23 protein-coding genes are annotated in these 16666 nt (G+C 71.3%); 6 read left to right on the forward strand and 17 right to left on the reverse strand.

Annotation, left to right across the window (positions count from 1 at the left end):
* Positions 1-26: 26 nt before the first annotated feature.
* From ACZ3KP_RS16665 to ACZ3KP_RS16690, 6 genes are all read right to left on the reverse strand, one after another.
* Entirely contained in the window at positions 27-602 is a 576-nt protein-coding gene (locus tag ACZ3KP_RS16665; RefSeq protein ID WP_132892078.1) for a heme-binding beta-barrel domain-containing protein, read from the reverse strand.
* Positions 603-819: 217 nt separating this feature from the next.
* The gene (locus tag ACZ3KP_RS16670; RefSeq protein WP_467500151.1) at positions 820-1686 is read right to left on the reverse strand and encodes a hypothetical protein; all 867 of its coding nucleotides are present in this window, start codon (positions 1684-1686) and stop codon (positions 820-822) included.
* Positions 1683-2453, reverse strand: coding sequence for a hypothetical protein (locus ACZ3KP_RS16675; RefSeq protein WP_467500153.1), 771 nt, complete (start codon positions 2451-2453; stop codon positions 1683-1685). The genes ACZ3KP_RS16670 and ACZ3KP_RS16675 overlap by 4 nt, the downstream gene beginning before the upstream one ends.
* On the reverse strand, positions 2450-3205 hold the full coding sequence (locus ACZ3KP_RS16680; protein WP_467500155.1) for a hypothetical protein: 756 nt from the start codon (positions 3203-3205) through the stop codon (positions 2450-2452). The genes ACZ3KP_RS16675 and ACZ3KP_RS16680 overlap by 4 nt, the downstream gene beginning before the upstream one ends.
* Before the next feature lie 97 nt (positions 3206-3302).
* On the reverse strand, positions 3303-3662 hold the full coding sequence (locus tag ACZ3KP_RS16685) for a DoxX family protein (RefSeq protein WP_467500157.1): 360 nt from the start codon (positions 3660-3662) through the stop codon (positions 3303-3305).
* Positions 3659-4144, reverse strand: coding sequence for a cupin domain-containing protein (locus ACZ3KP_RS16690; protein WP_467500159.1), 486 nt, complete (start codon positions 4142-4144; stop codon positions 3659-3661). The genes ACZ3KP_RS16685 and ACZ3KP_RS16690 overlap by 4 nt, the downstream gene beginning before the upstream one ends.
* Positions 4145-4224: 80 nt before the next feature.
* On the opposite strand from ACZ3KP_RS16690, the gene ACZ3KP_RS16695 reads away from it, so the two are divergent.
* Positions 4225-5133, forward strand: a complete 909-nt coding sequence (locus tag ACZ3KP_RS16695; protein WP_467500161.1) for a LysR family transcriptional regulator — start codon at positions 4225-4227, stop codon at positions 5131-5133.
* Here ACZ3KP_RS16695 and ACZ3KP_RS16700 read toward each other — a convergent pair.
* Together ACZ3KP_RS16700 and ACZ3KP_RS16705 are read right to left on the reverse strand one after the other, a co-directional pair.
* Positions 5064-5264, reverse strand: a complete 201-nt coding sequence (locus ACZ3KP_RS16700) for a DUF397 domain-containing protein (RefSeq protein WP_467500163.1) — start codon at positions 5262-5264, stop codon at positions 5064-5066. The two genes, ACZ3KP_RS16695 and ACZ3KP_RS16700, sit on opposite strands and share 70 nt — an antisense overlap.
* Positions 5246-6088, reverse strand: coding sequence for a helix-turn-helix domain-containing protein (locus ACZ3KP_RS16705; protein ID WP_467500165.1), 843 nt, complete (start codon positions 6086-6088; stop codon positions 5246-5248). Before ACZ3KP_RS16705 ends, ACZ3KP_RS16700 begins: the two co-directional genes overlap by 19 nt.
* A gap of 174 nt (positions 6089-6262) precedes the next feature.
* Here ACZ3KP_RS16705 and ACZ3KP_RS16710 point away from each other — a divergent pair, with 174 nt between their 5' ends.
* A complete protein-coding gene (locus ACZ3KP_RS16710) occupies positions 6263-6634 on the forward strand; it encodes a hypothetical protein (RefSeq protein WP_358974649.1) in 372 nt (123 codons plus the stop codon).
* Positions 6635-6649: 15 nt separating this feature from the next.
* Here the strand turns inward: ACZ3KP_RS16710 and ACZ3KP_RS16715 are convergent, their stop codons facing one another.
* Positions 6650-7387: a DUF4097 family beta strand repeat-containing protein gene (locus ACZ3KP_RS16715; protein WP_467500167.1), complete on the reverse strand. Its 738-nt coding sequence runs from the start codon at positions 7385-7387 to the stop codon at positions 6650-6652.
* A 79-nt stretch (positions 7388-7466) separates the two neighbouring features.
* On the opposite strand from ACZ3KP_RS16715, the gene ACZ3KP_RS16720 reads away from it, so the two are divergent.
* On the forward strand, positions 7467-7829 hold the full coding sequence (locus ACZ3KP_RS16720) for a DsrE family protein (protein ID WP_132892088.1): 363 nt from the start codon (positions 7467-7469) through the stop codon (positions 7827-7829).
* A gap of 239 nt (positions 7830-8068) precedes the next feature.
* On the opposite strand, the gene ACZ3KP_RS16725 is transcribed toward ACZ3KP_RS16720, so the two are convergent.
* On the reverse strand, positions 8069-8437 hold the full coding sequence (locus ACZ3KP_RS16725) for a winged helix-turn-helix transcriptional regulator (protein ID WP_467500170.1): 369 nt from the start codon (positions 8435-8437) through the stop codon (positions 8069-8071).
* Positions 8438-8546: 109 nt separating this feature from the next.
* On the opposite strand from ACZ3KP_RS16725, the gene ACZ3KP_RS16730 reads away from it, so the two are divergent.
* Positions 8547-9392 carry an SDR family oxidoreductase gene (locus tag ACZ3KP_RS16730; protein WP_467500172.1) on the forward strand — a complete coding sequence of 282 codons (846 nt, stop codon included), beginning with the start codon at positions 8547-8549 and terminating at the stop codon, positions 9390-9392.
* A 13-nt stretch (positions 9393-9405) separates the two neighbouring features.
* Here ACZ3KP_RS16730 and ACZ3KP_RS16735 read toward each other — a convergent pair whose 3' ends face one another.
* The 7 genes from ACZ3KP_RS16735 to ACZ3KP_RS16765 all read right to left on the reverse strand — a co-directional run bounded on the left by ACZ3KP_RS16735 (position 9406) and on the right by ACZ3KP_RS16765 (position 14546).
* Complete coding sequence (locus ACZ3KP_RS16735) at positions 9406-9669, reverse strand: DUF3099 domain-containing protein (RefSeq protein WP_132892091.1); 264 nt, start codon at positions 9667-9669, stop codon at positions 9406-9408.
* Between the two features lie 96 nt (positions 9670-9765).
* Complete coding sequence (locus ACZ3KP_RS16740) at positions 9766-10053, reverse strand: DUF1416 domain-containing protein (RefSeq protein ID WP_046732511.1); 288 nt, start codon at positions 10051-10053, stop codon at positions 9766-9768.
* A 62-nt stretch (positions 10054-10115) separates the two neighbouring features.
* Positions 10116-10955 (reverse strand): sulfurtransferase, encoded by an 840-nt coding sequence (locus ACZ3KP_RS16745; protein ID WP_467500175.1) that lies wholly within the window; start codon positions 10953-10955, stop codon positions 10116-10118.
* 412 nt (positions 10956-11367) lie between these two features.
* A complete protein-coding gene (locus tag ACZ3KP_RS16750; protein ID WP_467500177.1) occupies positions 11368-12105 on the reverse strand; it encodes an LmeA family phospholipid-binding protein in 738 nt (245 codons plus the stop codon).
* A 221-nt stretch (positions 12106-12326) separates the two neighbouring features.
* Positions 12327-13409: a hypothetical protein gene (locus tag ACZ3KP_RS16755; RefSeq protein ID WP_467500179.1), complete on the reverse strand. Its 1083-nt coding sequence runs from the start codon at positions 13407-13409 to the stop codon at positions 12327-12329.
* Positions 13410-13418: 9 nt separating this feature from the next.
* The gene (locus ACZ3KP_RS16760; protein WP_132892095.1) at positions 13419-13673 is read right to left on the reverse strand and encodes a MoaD/ThiS family protein; all 255 of its coding nucleotides are present in this window, start codon (positions 13671-13673) and stop codon (positions 13419-13421) included.
* 36 nt (positions 13674-13709) lie between these two features.
* A complete protein-coding gene (locus ACZ3KP_RS16765) occupies positions 13710-14546 on the reverse strand; it encodes an alpha/beta hydrolase (RefSeq protein WP_467500181.1) in 837 nt (278 codons plus the stop codon).
* Between the two features lie 178 nt (positions 14547-14724).
* Here ACZ3KP_RS16765 and ACZ3KP_RS16770 point away from each other — a divergent pair, with 178 nt between their 5' ends.
* Entirely contained in the window at positions 14725-15513 is a 789-nt protein-coding gene (locus tag ACZ3KP_RS16770; protein WP_132892097.1) for a response regulator transcription factor, read from the forward strand.
* A 105-nt stretch (positions 15514-15618) separates the two neighbouring features.
* Positions 15619-16641 carry a LacI family DNA-binding transcriptional regulator gene (locus ACZ3KP_RS16775; protein ID WP_387153652.1) on the forward strand — a complete coding sequence of 341 codons (1023 nt, stop codon included), beginning with the start codon at positions 15619-15621 and terminating at the stop codon, positions 16639-16641.
* Positions 16642-16666 lie beyond the last annotated feature (25 nt).

Below are 16666 nucleotides of genomic sequence, written 5' to 3' on the forward strand. Positions count from 1 at the left end.
TCTAGAACTACTTCCGAATTCCAGGACTACTTGAAGAACGCGATGCCGTCGTCCGGCATGTCGTCGGGGAGGGCCTTGGCCCAGCGCTCGACGTCCTCCGGGGTGACGACCTTCTTCAGGTGGGCCGACATGTAGGGGCGGAGTTCGACCTCGGGGGTCTGCTTCTCGCCGACCCACATCAGGTCGCTCTTGACGTAGCCGTACAGGCGCTTGCCGCCGGTGTAGGGCGCGGAGGCCGCGGTGCGGGCCACGGCGTCCGTCACGAGGTCGATCTGCGGCTTCTTGTCGGCCATCTCGCCGTACCAGATCTCGATCACGCCGTCGTCGCGGGTCATCGTGACCTCGACCCTGCGGTCCGCGTCGATGCGCCAGAAGCCGTGCTCCGTCTCCAGCGGACGGACCTTGTTCCCGTCGTTGTCCAGCACCCAGGTCTGGGAGTGGTACTCCAGGAAGTCCCGGCCGTCGTGGCCGAAGGTGACCTCCTGGCCGAAGTTGCACTTCTCCGAGCCCGGGAAGTCGTGGACGCCCGCGCCGGCCCAGCTGCCCAGCAGGAAGGCGAGCGGGACCAGGTCCTTGTGCAGGTCGGACGGAATCTCGATCATGGCGGCGGTTTCCTAGACGGGTTCCTGGACGGGGTGGTTCAGCGCTGGCCCTGGTACAGCTTCTTCACGGTCAGTCCGGCGAAGGCGATGACGCCGACGCAGACCAGGACCAGCAGGGTTTCGAAGAAGATCTCCACGGGTGCTCCTTGAGCGAGGGTGGGCGTACACAGAGCCGGGGCCCAGCTTACGCGGCCGGGCCCCGGGGCTCTTGGCGAGGTCAGCTCAGCAGCTCGCCCTGGAGGGTGACGGTCTGCTCGAAGGGAACGGCGAGCGCGCTGCCCTTGCGGGACTGGACGACCAGGGCCAGGGTGTCGCCCGCGGCGAGGTACGCCTCCCGCACCTCCTCGGCGCCGTACGGCTTGCTCTCGCGGATCGGGGCGGTGTGCACGCGGTCGAGGTGGGCGGCCACCGGGAAGCCCAGGTCGCGCTCGTACGCGTCGCCGCCCCGCACCGGGTACTTCGGTGCCTCGTACCCCGTGAAGTCGTTGCTGAGCATGTGCTCGGCGATCGACGCGGTGTCGAACTGGAGCAGGTAGACGCGGGTGTGGGTGCCGTCGGCGGTGGTCCAGCCGCGGGCCGCGATGTGCCGCAGGCCGTTGTCGACGAGCTTCTGGCCCACCTCCGTGCGGTCCGCAGCGTGCGCGAACTCCTGGAGGAACGTCTTCGTCGGCAGCCAGCCGTCGGTCCCCTTGAGCGCCTGGTCCACGGTGGCGCCGCTCGGCGCGGGCAGTACGAGTTTCCGCAGGTCGGCATAGTGGGTGCCGGCCTTGTTGCGGGCGTCGTCGTTCGGCCCGGGGCTGCCGGCCGGCAGCGGCGGCTTCACGAGCGTGGGGTACTCCCAGCGGCCGTCGGAGTGGGTGGCGAGGCCGGGTACGTCGGTCCGGTCCAGCAGGGTGACGCCGTACGCCGTCCCGGACCCGGCGGCCGCGAAGACGGCGACCGCGGCGGCCCAGCGCAGCGCGGCCCGCAGCCGCCGCCGGTCCTTCTTCGGCGGCTCGGGTGCCTCCGTGGGCACCGGCGGCACCGGCGGCACCTGGATCTCCTCGGTCGCTGGTGCGGCCTGCGCCGGCTCGTTGACGGTCATACCGACGCTCCCGGGTCCTTGATGCGGTCGAGCTGGGCACGGAGCATGTCCGCGGCGCTCCCCTTGTTCAGCGGCTTGGCCGCGGTGGCCGTGGCGCTGACCAGGACGTCGCCCACGTAGCCGGAGCAGAACATCAGGTCGAGCGTCTCCGTCGAGCCGGACGCCACCAGGTAGCACGCGGTCGACTTTTCGTATCCCTTGATCACGGGGCCCTTGCGCAGCACCTTCAGCGCGCCGAGGTACCCGTTCTGCTGCTGCGCCAGGGAGCGGGCCGTGCCGCGGCTGCCCAGCTCCGCCAGCACGATCCGCATGGTGTACGTGTTGGCGTACGGCACCTCCGTGTTCACGTAGCTGCGCATCGCCATGCCCTTGACCGGGTTCCGGTCGAACTGCCGCTGCATGGCCCGCTGCTGGGTGAGCGGCAGGTCCTTGATCGACTCCGCGCGCAGCAGGTCCGCCTCGCGGCCGGACAGCGCGGCGTCCGACCCGAACCGGGTCATGTCCGGGCCCCGCTCGTACGAGTCGCCGTACGGCAGCAGCATCCCGTGCAGCCCGCTGCCCGCGGCCGGCTCGGTCTGCTTGGGGTCCTTCGGCAGGCTCCAGACGGGGGCGCCGGGGTCGCGGTCCGCGTCACGGACGGTGACGACGGTGTACGCGACCCCCGCGAGAACGGCCGCGACCAGCACGCCGACCCCGGCGAAGGTGGCGACACGACGCCGGGCACGGGGCTTTTCGACGCCCTCGGGGGGTTCCGGGTTCTCGCTCACAGCTGCTCCATCTGCCGCTTCGCCAGATCCATGACCTTCGCCTTCGGGATCGGCTTCGTGTCGTAGATCCAGATCTCCATGGCGATGTCCCCGCGCCACGCGTGCGCCTCCGCCGAGTACACGCCCACGCCGTAGCTCGTGTCGGGCTTGTGGTGGACGTACGCCATGCCGTCGCCGGTGCCGGGTATCGGCCAGCCGTCGGTGTCGTGGTCGTCCGGCGGCTGGGCGTTGTCGTTCCCGGCGCCCGCGTCGTCGGCGGCCTGCGTGCCGCGCTCCGTCTCCCGGTACTGGACCAGCCGGATCTCCGCTGTGTACGTGCTGCCCTCACGCCAGTCGACGACGGCCACCCGACGGAGCTCGTCCTCCCTGGCCAGCCTGCGGAACGCGTTGTCCGGGCTCTGGAACTCCTCCGCGTATGCGGCGAGGTCCATCCACCCGTCGTTGCCCACCTCGATCAGCGCCTTGCGGGCCCCGGCGGGCTTGCGCAGCAGTAGCTTGCGCAGATCGCCGTCGGTCTTCACCTTCCGGTCCTGGGCGGCCGACAACGGCTCCGGACCGGCGCCCTTGGCCTGCGCGAGGGACGGCTGGGAGAGCGACGGCAGGGCGGTGGGCGCGCGGTCGGCCTGGACGAGGTAGCCGACGCAGGCGCCCGCGACGACGCCGAGCACGGCGGCACCGGCGATCAGGGCGGGAGTACGGCGCCGTCTTCGGGCCGCGGGTGGTGCCTCAGGTGGCGCTTCTGGTGTCTCCAAGGGATCCCCCTGTGCGAACGGAGGCACGGATTCCTTGATCCGCGCTGCACAGGAGACTCCTGGCCGGATCACTGAGTTGTACAGCGATCGGTCACGATCAGGACACCGGCGCGAGCGGGATGATCGTCACGGCTACCACCAGCAGGCTTACATTCAGGGCGAGTTGTCGGTCTCCCATCCGCAAGTGAACCCCGATCGCGCCGAGTTGGAGGAGGACGAACCCGGCGGCGGCGACCGCGGCCAGCCAGGGGGCGATCCCGGTCAGGGGCGGCAGGACCAGGCCGAGCGCGCCGAGCACCTCGACCGCGCCGATCGCCCGCACGGCCGCCATCGGCAGGTCGTCCACCCACGCCATCATCGGCCGCAGCCCCTCACGGCTCCGTACCGCCTTCAGACCGCCCGCGTAGAGGTAGAAGAGGGCGAGCAGGCCGGCCAGGATCCCGTACGCGGCCCTCATGAGTCGGCGGGCTCGGTGGCGTACCGGCTCATCACCTCGGCGTGCGCCTGCCCGGTCGGCGCCGTACCGGCCGCGAACATGTCCCGCAGGTCCCGGAAGTACTGCACGTACAGGTCGGGGGTGAACGTGCTGAGCATGACGGCGGGTGCGTCGGTGACGTTGGCGAAGGTGTGCGGGGCGCCGGGCGGGACCATGACGAGCGTGCCCGCCGTGGCGTCGTAGTCGTCGTCCCCGACCGTGAAGCGCACCGAGCCGGAGATGACGTAGAAGCCCTCGTCGTGCTGCGCGTGGCGGTGCTGCGGCGGCCCCGGGGTGTGCGGGGCGAGCACGGACTCGGCGAGTCCGAGGCGGTGGCCGGTGGTGCGGCCGTCCTCCAGGACGCGCATCCGGGTGGTGCCGAGGAGCAGCACCTCGCCGTCCTCGGGGCCGACGACGGACACCGTGGGAGTGCCGGCGGGGATGTTGTTGTCGTGTGTGGTCATGCCTCGATTCCACGGCCGGGGCGGTGCGGCTGTCCAAGACCTGTTCCGCCCCCTCGATACCCGATCGGTATCGTGGCCGCATGGAGCTACGGACGCTGCGCTATTTCGTGGCCGTCGCCGAGGAACTCCACTTCGGCCGGGCCGCCGCACGGCTCCACATGAGCCAGCCTCCGCTGAGCCGTGCGATCAGGGCGCTGGAGGCGGAGACCGGGGCCGTGCTCCTCGAACGCTCGTCGGCCGGTGTCGCCCTCACCCCCGTCGGAGCGGTCCTCCTCACCGAGGCGCGTGCCCTGCTCGACCGGGCCGAGACGCTGCGGGTCCGCGTCGCCGCGGCGGCCGGGACCGCCGTCCTCACGGTCGGGCTGCTCGGCGACAGCACGGACCCGGGCGTGACCCGGCTGGCCCGCGCCTTCCGCGCCCGCCACCCGGGCGTCGAGATCCGCATCCGCGAGACCGACCTCACGGATCCCACCTGCGGGCTGCACGCGGGCGCCGTGGACATCGCCCTGACCCGGGCACCCTTCGACGAAACCGGGCTGACGGTAAGGGAGTTGCGGGCCGACCCGGTGGGTGCGCTGCTGCGCGCCGACGATCCGGCGGCCCGCCGGGAGAGCCTGCGGCTCGCCGACCTGGCCGACCGGCGCTGGTTCCGGTTCCCGGACGGCACGGACCGGCGCTGGCAGTCGTACTGGAACGGCGGGACGGTCCGGGAGGGGCCGGTGGTACGGGCGGTGCAGGAGTGCAGGCAGGCGGTGCTGTGGAACGGCACGGTCGGCATGACCCTGGCCGACCACGACCCCGGCGACGGGCTCGTGGTGGTGCCGGTGAGCGACATGGCGCCCAGCCGGGTGGTGCTCGCGTGGCGCGCGGGGGACGGGAATCCGCTGCTGCGGTCGTTCACGCAGGTGGCGGCAGCCGCCTACCGCCCCTGCTTGACCCCGTCCACGAAGGCGGCCCAGGCGGGGGCCGCGAAGAGAAGGGTCCCGTAGGAGGGGGCTTTGCTGTCCCGCACGGGGATGTGGGAGCGGGGGCCTACGGCGACTTCGAGGCATTCGCCGCCGTCGGAGTTGCTGTAGCTGCTCTTGCGCCAGGTGAGATTGCTCAAGTCGATGACTCGCACGGCACTTCCTCCAACAAACGCAAGATGAACATCCGCGACTCGGCAGGGCTCAGCGCCAGGTCACGAACGTCATCATAAGTGCGGTGCATCAGCTCAACCCGGGTTGATTCTTCGATCAGTTCGCCCCGCACGTCGTTTTCGGTATAGGCAACCGTACGGCCTTCGACCAGCCTCAGGAACATGACGGACATGCTGTCCAGCCGGTGCAGCCCCTTGCCGAAAGGCAGCACGTGCAGCGTGATGTTGGGGCGACCTCCCGCTGCCAACAGGTACTCCAGCTGTTCGTGCCATTCCCCCGGATCGCGAAGCGAGTTGCGCAGCACCGCCTCCGAGAGAATGACGCGAAACGGCGGGGCGTCGTCGCCCTCCAGCACCCTCTGCCGCCCAATGCGCGCGATGACTTGTTGCTCCAGCTCCTCGTCTTTCAGGCCTCCCGCCGACAGCGCCTCGCGCGCATACGCCGGAGTCTGGAGCATCCCCGGCGGACGGCTCACGGCGTAGTGCCACAGGCTGGTCGCCTCTGCCTCCAGCACCATGTACCGCCGGTACTGCTCCTTGAACTGCGACGGATCCCCCACCGCCAGCTCCCACAAGGCCAGCAACAACCCCGGCGTCCCGTAGTACTGGTCCAGCGCCTCCACCACTTCCGGGCTCCCCAGACTCCGCCCGCTCTCCATCTTCCCGAAGTTGGACGCGTCCCAGCCCAACTCCCCCGCCAGCTCCCGCAGGCTCACCCCCCGTTCCGCCCTCAGCAGCCGCAGTTCCTCCGCGAACCGTTGCCGGGGCTCCTGGCTTCGGCCCGTCACCACCCGCCTCTGCGGCATCGCACCCCTCCCGCGCCCCATGGAATTTGTGGAATGAGCGCCGCCAGACGGGGAAGAACCGCACCTCGTCGGCGTGCCTACCCCGCTTCCCGGCCATGCTCGTAGCAGCCTCGACACGCAGAGTAGTCCAACTCTCGCATTTCGTATAGATGTTGGACGAAAGGAGCAAATGCCATGGAGCCCGGAACCCTGTTCTACGACACCGCCACCGACCAGGTCGGCGAGTATCGGGACCGCTCGGGGCCGTACGCGATGCTGCGGCCCGTCGGCGGCGGCAGGGAGTGGGAGGCGGATCCCGCGACGCTGCGGCCCGCCACCGACAGAGAGCGGATCAGCGCCGGCGTACGCGCGGCGAACGACCGTACCCGGTCCGTACCACCGGACCCGGAGGACCTCAGCCGGCCGCCCCGGCCGGTACCCGGCTGCGCCGCGTGCGCGGAGCTGGGCGACCGGCGGGAGGCCGCGCTGGCCGGGTACGACCACAGCGCGGCCGTCGACGCGAACGTGCTGCTGCGCCAGCACCAGCGCGCGGAGCACCGGCCATGAGGCGTGCCGTGGACGTCAGTGCGTCGGCTCCACCGTCAGGTCACCGTTGGTCGTCGACAGGTCCAGGCGGTACCGGCCCGACGGGTCGTTCCTGAGCCCCACCTTCTGGTCGCCGTGGGTGTCGGCCGCCGAGATCCGGTAGTCGGCGGGCGGTGCGGTGACCGTGAGGCTGCCGCTGGTCGTGCGGGCCGTGATGTTCTGCGGGGTGGCCGTCCGGATCGTCACCTCGCCGTTCGTCGTCTCGGCGTCGACGTCACCGCCTGTGGCGCCTTTGACCTGCACATCGCCGTTGGAGGTGCGCAGCTTCACCGGCCCCTTCGCCCCGTCCACGGCGATCTCGCCGTTGTCGGTGTGCACGTCGACCGGGCCGACACCGGTCAGTGTGACGTCGCCGTTGGAGGTGCCTCCCGCGACCGGGAGACCCACGGGCACCTTGACGACGTAGTCGACGCCGCAGTGCCGGCCGCAGCCGGAGAGCGTCAGGACGCCCTGGTCGACGCTGAACGAGGTGCCGGTCGGCTTGTCGCCGCGGTAGTCGACCTTGCGGTGCACGGAGGCCGTCGAGACGTCCGCCGAGGCCTCCACCCGTATCCCGCCGTCGCCGCTGTCGAGACGGATCGAGGTGATCTTCTGGGGCACCTTGGCGTCGTCCTCGAAGGTCTTCTGGTCGACGACGGAGCACGCGGAGAGCCCGCCGAGAGCGAGCGCGGTCAGAGTCGCCGACGTCAGGACGCGGTTCGGTAAGAGACGCATGGAGGGGACTCTACGCAGCCGCGTCGCCGCCCACGATGGGGAAAACCCCCCGATCCCCGCCCCCGATTAAGCTGCTCGCATGGCCAAGAAGCTCCTGATCAAGGTGACGGCCGGGGTGGACGCCCCGGAGCGGTGTTCGCAGGCGTTCACGGTGGCAGCGGTGGCCGTGGCCAGCGGCGTCGAGGTGTCGATGTGGCTGACCGGGGAGTCCGCGTGGTTCGCGCTGCCGGGGCGGGCGGCCGAGTTCGAGCTGCCGCACGCCGCACCGCTGCCGGACCTGCTCGACTCGATCCTGGCGGGCGGCACGCTCACGCTGTGCACGCAGTGCGCGGCCCGCCGGGACATCACGGAGAAGGACGTGATCGAGGGCGTGCGGATCGCGGGCGCGCAGGTGTTCGTGCAGGAGGCGATGGCCGAGGGCACGCAGGCACTCGTCTACTAGAGACGCCGCGGGGCTGGGCCCTGTCGTCACATTCCCGTCGTCGCCCGGAGGGCGGCCCTGCGGCGTCAGGTGCGTGCTCTGGGGGTCCCCCCGGCCGAAGGCTGGGGAGTGCCGGGCCCTGGCCCACGTACTGGATGTACTTGGGTCTGGGCCCGGTGCGGCGAGTGGGGGTCCCCCCGGCCGGAGGCTGGGGGAGCGTGCATGGCGTTGCGGGGCAGGCGGGAATTTGACGACAGGGCCTAGGAGCGGGGGCCGCCCGCGTCGTCGTAGCGCTGCCGGGCCCGGTCGACGTGGTCGAGGTGGGTGCCGGCCCAGTCGGCGAGGTGGGCGAAGAGCGGGGCGAGGCTGGCGCCGAGGTCGCTGATCTCGTACTCGACGCGGGGCGGCACCTCGGGGTGGTAGGTGCGCACGACCATGCCGTCCCGCTCCAGCTGGCGCAGGCGCTGGGTGAGCACCTTCGGGGTGATGCCCTTGATGCGCCGTTCCAGCTCCACGAACCGCTGACGGCCGAAGGCGTGCAGCGACCAGAGGATCGGTGTGGTCCAGCGGCTGAACACGATGTCCACGACCGGGGAGATCGGGCAGGCCAGCTCCGGGTCGGTCTCCATCGGCCTGCACACCCCTCTGAGGTAGTCACTTTCCTCTGGGTACCTACTATATCGGCCCTGTTAGCGTCCCGTCATCGCTGAAAACACCGGGGACAAACGGGAGTTGAGCATGATCGTGGTGACGGGTGCGACCGGGAACGTCGGGCGGTCGCTGGTGCGGGCCCTGGCGGAGTCCGGGGAGCGGGTGACGGCGGTGTCGCGGGGCACGGCCCCGGTGGGGCTGCCGGACGGGGTCGGGCACCTGCGGGGCGATCTGGGCGAGCCCGACTCTCTGCGGGCCGCCTTCGAGGGCGCCGAGGCGCTGTTCCTGCACGACGGCGGGACGGGCGGGCACGGGCTCGACGCGCGGGCCGTGCTGGACCGGGCCCGGCGGGCCGGGGTGCGGCGGGTGGTGCTGCTCTCCTCGCAGGGCGTGGTGACGAGGCCGGATTCGCCCTCGCACGGCGGGGTGATGCGGGCGGTCGAGGAGGCGGTGCGCGCCTCGGACCTGGACTGGACGATCCTGCGCCCCGGCGGCTTCGCCTCCAATGCCTACGCCTGGGCGGAGTCGGTGCGCGCCGAGCGGACCGTGGCCGCGCCGTTCGGGGACGTCGGGCTCCCCGTCGTCGATCCGGCGGACGTCGGGGAGGTGGCCGCCGTGGCCCTGCGCAAGGACGAGCACACGGGTCGGGTGTACGAACTGAACGGTCCCGCGGTCGTCACGCCCCGGCAGCAGGCGGCGGCGATCGGGGCGGCCCTCGGGGAGCCGGTGCGGTTCGTCGAGCTGAGCCGGGCGGAGGCGCGGGCGCGGATGGCCGCGTTCATGCCGGAGCCGGTGGTGGAGACGACGCTGGCGGTGCTCGGCGAGCCCACCGAGGCCGAGCTCCGGCTCAGCCCGGACGTGGCGGCGGTGCTGGGCCGCCCGCCCAGGACCTTCACGGAGTGGGCCCGGCGCAACGCGGCGGCGTTCCGTTAGGGGTCGGGACGCCTCAGGGGCGAGGGCGCTTCTTGCCGTCCAGTTCGTCCCACCACTCGTCGGACTGGGGATCCCCGGAGGGGTCGTCCCACCAGCGGTCGTCGGGGCCGCGACGGTTCGCGACCATCGCGGCGACCGGCGGGATGACCATGGCCACCAGGCACATCCCCACCGCGGCCGGGACGGACCAGATGCGCACGACTCCCCACGCCAGGACGAAGAGCCCGATGCAGATCCCCATCATGACGAAGTAGGTGCGACGCCGACGAGCGAGCATGACTCCAGAGTAGGTCCGGTGCCCCGACACGGCGCAGGGGCCGTGTCCCCGGGCCGGAACGCCCCGGAGACACGGCCCCTGGCCGTGGTGCTGCTCTCAGACCGCGATCGCGACCTCGGCGAGGCCGCCCTGCTGGGCGACGACCGTGCGGTCGGCGGTACCGCCGGGGACGAGGGCGCGGACGGTCCAGGTGCCCTCCGCCGCGTAGAAGCGGAACTGTCCGGTGGCGGAGGTCGGGACCTCCGCGGTGAACTCGCCGGTCGAGTCCAGGAGGCGGACGTAGCCCACCACCGGCTCGCCGTCGCGGGTCACCTGACCCTGGATCGTGGTCTCACCGGGCTTGATCGTCGAGGGGTCCGGGCCGCCGGCCTTCGCTCCACACATGCGTTACTCCTGTCGAGGTCTTGAAAGGTCGGTCTGAGGGGGCTTACGGGGGCCGCGCGGCCTTACTTGTTGGCGCCGAGCTCGATCGGGACGCCGACGAGGCTGCCGTACTCGGTCCAGGAGCCGTCGTAGTTCTTGACGTTCTCGACACCGAGCAGCTCGTGCAGGACGAACCAGGTCAGGGCCGAGCGCTCACCGATACGGCAGTAGGCGATGGTGTCCTTGGCGAGGTCCACCTGCTCCGCGGCGTAGAGCTCCTTGAGCTCGTCGTCCGACTTGAAGGTGCCGTCGTCGTTGGCGTTCTTCGACCACGGGATGTTGCGGGCGGTCGGGACGTGGCCCGGACGCTGCGACTGCTCCTGCGGCAGGTGGGCCGGGGCGAGCAGCTTGCCGGAGAACTCGTCGGGGGACCGCACGTCGACGAGGTTCTGCGAGCCGATGGCCGCCACGACGTCGTCGCGGAAGGCGCGGATCGCGGTGTTCTGCGGCTTGGCCTTGTAGGTGGTCTCGGTGCGCTCCGGGACCTCCTCGACCAGCTCGCGGGCGTCCAGCTCCCACTTCTTGCGGCCGCCGTCGAGGAGCTTGACGTTCTCGTGGCCGTACAGCTTGAAGTACCAGTAGGCGTAGGACGCGAACCAGTTGTTGTTGCCGCCGTACAGGATCACCAGCGTGTCGTTGGCGATGCCCTTCGCCGACAGGAGCTTCTCGAAGCCCTCCTGGTCGATGAAGTCGCGGCGGACCGGGTCCTGCAGGTCCTTGGTCCAGTCGATGCGGATCGCGTTCCTGATGTGGTTCTTCTCGTAGGCGGTGGTGTCCTCGTCCACCTCCACGATCGCGATGTTCGGGTCGTCGAGGTTGGCCTCGACCCAGTCGGCGTCGACCAGGACGTCGCTGCGGCTCATGCTCTTCTCTCCTCCGGGGCAGGTGCGGCGGGGCGGTGCGCGTGCAGGGGGTGCGCGGCGGGGCGCACGGATGCCCTGAGCGTGGGCAGGGCGGGGATGCGGAAGCCGGTGCTTCCGCTCAGAAAGTGCGACAGAGCATGGCGGCGACGCGGCACAGGTCGACTGCCCGCCGCTTCGTGAGGTCCGCCTGTCGCTTCATAAGGCTCGATCGTAGGGACGGATAACCGGGCATGTCACCGGCATGTCGCATGGTGAGACACGATCGTCCGAATTGCGGAACGCCGGGGCCGTTCGAGTGGCGCGGCGGGGCCGCCGGACGTCCGCGTCCGGCACCGCATCTGCGGTACGGACGTGACCGTCTCGCCTGATGGACACGGTGCTCCCCCGGCCGTGGACACCGCCGTGGCGCTTACTACCCGGCCAGCCGGACGTTCGAACCCCGCACCGCGATCTTCACACCGTCCGGCACGGCCTCCACCTTGTCCAGCCGGACGCCGCCGGGGAGCTGGTCGATCGCCTGCTGGAAGTCGGAGGCCTGCCGGAAGCGGTTCTCCACGAGGGTGACCCCGGCGAGCTTCGGGAGACCGTCGGCGTGCACCTGTACGGAGTTGTCCTTGACGGTGACCGTGCTGAGGACGGGGACCTTCTGGTGGGCGTTGATGCCGGGGACGGTGATGTCGAGGGTGACCTTGATCTTGCCGTTGCCGCCGTCGCCGAGACCGACGACCCGGCCGGTGAAACCGAGACCCAGGTCGGTGGGCTGGGTGTCCACGTTCTTCAGCAGCTCGCTGTACGAGATGAGGGCGCTGCCGGTGGCGGTGCGGGCGGTGGCGGAGCTGTAGTCGCCGGTGAAGGTGACGTCCTTCATGTCGGCGTTCAGGTCCTCGATGCGGATGGTCTTGCCGGCGGTGCCGGTGGTGGCGTCGTAGTCCTTGATGCCGACCTGCACGTCGTTCAGGGTGCCGTCGGCCACCTGGGTGAGGAAGGGGAAGCCCTTGATGGAGACGTCGGGGTCGGTGGCGAGGTTCTCCGTCGTCTTCAGCTTGCCGGCGGCCTCGCCTTCGGCGAAGTGCACGGCGACGCGGTCGACGACCACGAAGAGGATGCCGATGACCACGACGACGATCAGGAGTATTCGCAGGGCGCGCATGTGGTGGGGTCCCCAGGGTCGACGGATCCGACGGTTTCCTTGCGGCTGCCCACGCTAGCCCTGCGGGAACGGGGGGACGGGAAATTATCGAACGCGGACGCGTCGTGTTTCGCTGCGGCCCGGTGGGGGCTGGTCGCGCAGTTCCTCCCCCAGCCGAAGGCTGGGGGAGGAACTGCGCGAGCAAGCCCCGCACACCCGCAGCCGACGAACCGCCGCCGATGTCAGTGCAGGATCCAGATCACCGGGGCCGCCGCTGCCAGGGGCAGGGCCACGCCCGCGGTGAAGTGGACGAACCTCGACGGGTAGTCGTAGCTCGCCACCCGGTGGCCGACGAGCGCGCACACCCCGGCCGCCGCCCCGATCAGCGCCCCGCGCGTCCCCACGCCCGTCATCCCGCCCACCGCGATCCCCGCCCCGGTCGCCGCCAGCAGCGCGACCACCATCGACGCCGGGGTGGGCAGCGGCAGCGCTCTCGCGAGGACCGCGACGGCCACCGCCGCCGCGCCCACCGTCACCGCGTCGGTGTCCGCACCGAGGTACCCGGTCGCGATGATCGCCAGCGCGGACGAGGCGACTGTGGCCATCAGGCCGTACATACGGGTGTCGGGGTCCGCGTGCGAGCGGAGCTGGAGGACCAGGGTGAGCAGGACCCACACGCCCAGGGGACCCAGGATCGCCGCCGGCGCCTGGTCCCGGCCCGCGACGAGCACCGCCACGTCCGCCGTCACCCCGCCGAGGAAGGCCAGCGCGATGCCCTGCCGGGCGGGCCACATGCCGTTCAGCCGGAACCAGCCCGCGGCCGTCACCGCCTGGAGGGCCACCAGGGGGAGCACCAGCGCGTACGTGGAGACCTGCGCCGTCACCGAGAGCAGCAGCCCGAGCAGGGCGGTGAGCAGCGCCGGCTGCATCCCCGGCTCGATGATCGGCGAGCGCCCCTCCAGCCGGGCCCGCTGCGCGTCGGTGATCCGCGCGTTGCCGGCGAGGGTGGCGGGACCGTACCCCTGGTCGGATCCGGCGGGCGCGGGCGCGGGGGCCGGGGCAGCGGCGTACGCCTGCTGAGGCTGCTGCTGCGGCTGTTCGGCGGGGTACGGCCGTTCGTACGACTGCGGCTGCAGGTACGCCGTCTCCGCGGCCGGCGGCGCCGGGGACGCCGGCGGCACCGGGGCGTGCGTCTGGGTCTCCCAGGTCTGCCCCTGCCACTGCTGTGTGGCGTACTGCTGCTCGTCGTACCCCCACTGCTGGGGCGTCGGCTGCTGCTGGGGCTGCTGGTACGGGTCGTAGCCCTCGTACGGCTGGTTGCTCATCGCTCTCGCTCACCCTCCTGCGAACGGCGGGAGCACCTCGACCGTGCCGCCCTCGGCCAGCCGTACCGTCTCATGCTCGCGCATGCCCACGGGGTCACCGTCGATGAGGAAGGAGCACCGTCGCAGGACGCGCGCGAGTTCCCCGGGGTGTCGCGTGCGCACCGCGTCCAGGGCCGCGGCGAGGGTGTCCGCGTCGTACGGCTCCTCGGCGACACCTGCGGCGGCCTTCGCGGCGGCCCAGTAGCGCACCGTGACCTTGGGCATCGGATTCCTTCGGATTCGGCTGTGTACAGGGTCAGGCTAGCCCGCCCGCGCGACCGCCCAGTCGCCGATCCTGGCCAGCAGTCGGTCGTCGGCGGCGTGTTCGGCGTGGCCCATGCCGGGCTCCAGCCACAGGTCGGCGGCGCCGTCCGCGGCCGCGGCCAGCATCTGCGGGTGGTCGACGGGGAAGTAGCCGTCGCTGTCGCCGTGCACGATCAGCAGGGGGGTGGGGGCGATCTTCGGCACCGCCTCCACCGGGGACAGCGGCACCGGGTCCCAGTCGCGGTGGTGGATGCGGGTGCGGAAGCCGTAGCGGCCGACCAGGCGGCCCTCGGGGCGGGTGACCAGCCAGTGCAGGCGGCGCATGGGGGCCGTGCCCCGGTAGTACCAGCGGGCCGGGGACGACACCGAGACCACCGCGTCCACCCCGCCGTACAGCGCCGCGTGCCGCAGCACCACCGAACCGCCCATGGAGAAGCCGACGGTCACCACGCGCGCGTGCCCGAAGCCGCGCGCCCAGGCCACCGCCGCGTCCAGGTCGAGGACCTCGCGGTCGCCGACGGTGGTGCGGCCGCCGGAGCGGCCGTGCCCCCGGAAGGAGAAGCTGACCACGGGCCCGTGAGCGGCGAGCGCGGCCACCACCCGTCGTACGTGTGGCCGATCCACGTCTCCCGTGAAACCGTGGGCCATGACGAACACCAGGTCACGGGAGGGTGACCGCGAGCTGTCGTATACGAAAGAAGCGGGATCGTATACGGAATCGATCGCAATCCCGTCTGCGGTGTGCAGAAACGTCCGGATAGGGGTGCTTCTGCTTGTCTCGCAGTTCGGACGAACGGTGGAACTGTCCACATGACCTGCCGGACCGTTGCTCATGTGGGCTATTCTGCTGGCAGAGGACTCGGGCGACGCCGCCACCGGGTCCTTTTGTGCTTTCGGAAGCGCTGTATACGAAGCGGGAAACTCCAGGTGACCGCGGACGTACGGAGGTTCGGGAGCGCAGCGCAGTGTCATTGCACACAGTCCTCGCAGGGACCGAGGAGGAACCAGACAAATGAGTTCTCTGCTGCTCCTGACCAACGCCCTCCAGCCGTCGACAGAGGTGCTGCCGGCCCTCGGCCTGCTCCTGCACAACGTGCGGGTCGCCCCGGCCGAAGGCCCCGCCCTCGTCGACACCCCGGGCGCTGACGTCATCCTGATCGACGGCCGCCGCGACCTGCCGCAGGTGCGCAGCCTCTGCCAGCTGCTGCGGTCCACCGGCCCCGGCTGTCCGCTGGTCCTGGTCGTCACCGAGGGCGGCCTCGCCGCCGTCACCGCCGACTGGGGCATCGACGACGTGCTCCTCGACACCGCGGGCCCCGCCGAGGTCGAGGCGCGGCTGCGGCTCGCCATGGGCCGTCAGCAGATCGTCGCCGACGACTCCCCCATGGAGATCCGCAACGGCGACCTCTCGGTCGACGAGGCGACCTACAGCGCGAAGCTCAAGGGCCGGGTCCTCGACCTCACCTTCAAGGAGTTCGAGCTGCTCAAGTACCTGGCCCAGCACCCCGGCCGGGTGTTCACTCGTGCACAGCTGCTCCAGGAGGTCTGGGGGTACGACTACTTCGGCGGCACCCGGACCGTCGACGTGCACGTACGACGGCTGCGCGCCAAACTCGGCGTCGAGCACGAGTCCCTGATCGGCACCGTACGGAACGTCGGTTATCGATTCGTTACGCCTGAGAAGGGCGAGCGGAGCGGTGACGAGGCCAAGGCGCGGGAGGCGCGGGCCGAGCGCGCAAAGGCGGCGGATGCGGACGCATCGGCGGACCTGGGCGCGGTCGAGGTGCCCGCGGAGGCGTAGTCGCCGTCCGGGCGCGGCGTACCGTCGCCCGGACGGGCATTGCTTCCGCAAGCGAAGCTCCGATACGCCCTGCCCAGCGCGGGTCCATCCGCGTAGACTCCGCGCGTGGCCAAGGTGACTCGGGATGATGTGGCGCGGCTGGCGGGGACCTCCACCGCCGTGGTCAGCTATGTCATCAACAACGGACCCCGGCCGGTCGCACCGGCCACGCGCGAGCGTGTCCTCGCCGCGATCAAGGAACTGGGGTACCGGCCCGACCGGGTCGCCCAGGCGATGGCCTCGCGGCGCACCGACCTCATAGGCCTGATCATCCCGGACGCCCGCCAGCCGTTCTTCGGCGAGATGGCGCACGCGGTGGAGCAGGCCGCGTCCGAGCGCGGAAAGATGGTGCTGGTCGGCAACACCGACTACGTCGCCGAGCGCGAGGTCCACTATCTGCGCGCGTTCCTCGGGATGCGGGTCTCCGGCCTCATCCTCGTCTCCCACGCCCTCAACGACCTGGCCGCCGCCGAGATCGACGCCTGGGACGCCCGGGTGGTGCTGCTGCACGAGCGGCCGGAGGCGATCGACGACGTGGCCGTGGTGACGGACGACCTCGGAGGCGCCCAGCTCGCGGTGCGGCACCTGCTGGAGCACGGGTACGAGTACGTGGCCTGCATGGGCGGTACGGCCGACACCCCGGCCGTCGGCGACCCGGTCTCCGACCACGTCGAGGGCTGGAAGCGGGCGATGGCGGAGGCGGGGCTGGCCACCGAGGGGCGGCTCTTCGAGGCGCCGTACAACCGGTACGACGCGTACCGGGTGGCGCTGGACGTCCTCGCCGGGCCCGAGCGGCCGCCGGCGATCTTCTGCTCCACCGACGACCAGGCGCTCGGCGTGCTGCGGGCGGCGCGGGAGCTGCGGATCGACGTGCCCGGGGAGCTGGCGGTGGCCGGCTTCGACGACATCAAGGAGGCGGGGCTGGCGGACCCGCCGCTGACCACGATCGCCTCCGACCGGCCGGCGATGGCGCGTGCCGCGGTGGACCTGGTGCTGGACGACGGGCTGCGGGTGGCGGGGTCGCGGCGCGAGCGGCTGAAGACGTTCCCGTCGCGACTGGTGGTGCGCGGCTCCTGCGGCTGCGGGTAGTTCGCCGGCTGCGGCTGCGTGGGGG

The organism is Streptomyces sp. NPDC020958, assembly GCF_055562175.1.

Coding starts and splice junctions, on each gene's coding strand:
- ACZ3KP_RS16665 (WP_132892078.1), bottom strand. CDS start 602: ATGATCGAGATTCCGTCCGACCTGCACAAGGACCTGGTCCCGCTCGCC.
- ACZ3KP_RS16670 (WP_467500151.1), bottom strand. CDS start 1,686: ATGACCGTCAACGAGCCGGCGCAGGCCGCACCAGCGACCGAGGAGATC.
- ACZ3KP_RS16685 (WP_467500157.1), bottom strand. CDS start 3,662: ATGAGGGCCGCGTACGGGATCCTGGCCGGCCTGCTCGCCCTCTTCTAC.
- ACZ3KP_RS16690 (WP_467500159.1), bottom strand. CDS start 4,144: ATGACCACACACGACAACAACATCCCCGCCGGCACTCCCACGGTGTCC.
- ACZ3KP_RS16695 (WP_467500161.1), top strand. CDS start 4,225: ATGGAGCTACGGACGCTGCGCTATTTCGTGGCCGTCGCCGAGGAACTC.
- ACZ3KP_RS16705 (WP_467500165.1), bottom strand. CDS start 6,088: ATGCCGCAGAGGCGGGTGGTGACGGGCCGAAGCCAGGAGCCCCGGCAA.
- ACZ3KP_RS16710 (WP_358974649.1), top strand. CDS start 6,263: ATGGAGCCCGGAACCCTGTTCTACGACACCGCCACCGACCAGGTCGGC.
- ACZ3KP_RS16715 (WP_467500167.1), bottom strand. CDS start 7,387: ATGCGTCTCTTACCGAACCGCGTCCTGACGTCGGCGACTCTGACCGCG.
- ACZ3KP_RS16720 (WP_132892088.1), top strand. CDS start 7,467: ATGGCCAAGAAGCTCCTGATCAAGGTGACGGCCGGGGTGGACGCCCCG.
- ACZ3KP_RS16725 (WP_467500170.1), bottom strand. CDS start 8,437: ATGGAGACCGACCCGGAGCTGGCCTGCCCGATCTCCCCGGTCGTGGAC.
- ACZ3KP_RS16730 (WP_467500172.1), top strand. CDS start 8,547: ATGATCGTGGTGACGGGTGCGACCGGGAACGTCGGGCGGTCGCTGGTG.
- ACZ3KP_RS16735 (WP_132892091.1), bottom strand. CDS start 9,669: ATGCTCGCTCGTCGGCGTCGCACCTACTTCGTCATGATGGGGATCTGC.
- ACZ3KP_RS16740 (WP_046732511.1), bottom strand. CDS start 10,053: ATGTGTGGAGCGAAGGCCGGCGGCCCGGACCCCTCGACGATCAAGCCC.
- ACZ3KP_RS16745 (WP_467500175.1), bottom strand. CDS start 10,955: ATGAGCCGCAGCGACGTCCTGGTCGACGCCGACTGGGTCGAGGCCAAC.
- ACZ3KP_RS16750 (WP_467500177.1), bottom strand. CDS start 12,105: ATGCGCGCCCTGCGAATACTCCTGATCGTCGTCGTGGTCATCGGCATC.
- ACZ3KP_RS16755 (WP_467500179.1), bottom strand. CDS start 13,409: ATGAGCAACCAGCCGTACGAGGGCTACGACCCGTACCAGCAGCCCCAG.
- ACZ3KP_RS16760 (WP_132892095.1), bottom strand. CDS start 13,673: ATGCCCAAGGTCACGGTGCGCTACTGGGCCGCCGCGAAGGCCGCCGCA.
- ACZ3KP_RS16765 (WP_467500181.1), bottom strand. CDS start 14,546: ATGAGCAACGGTCCGGCAGGTCATGTGGACAGTTCCACCGTTCGTCCG.
- ACZ3KP_RS16770 (WP_132892097.1), top strand. CDS start 14,725: ATGAGTTCTCTGCTGCTCCTGACCAACGCCCTCCAGCCGTCGACAGAG.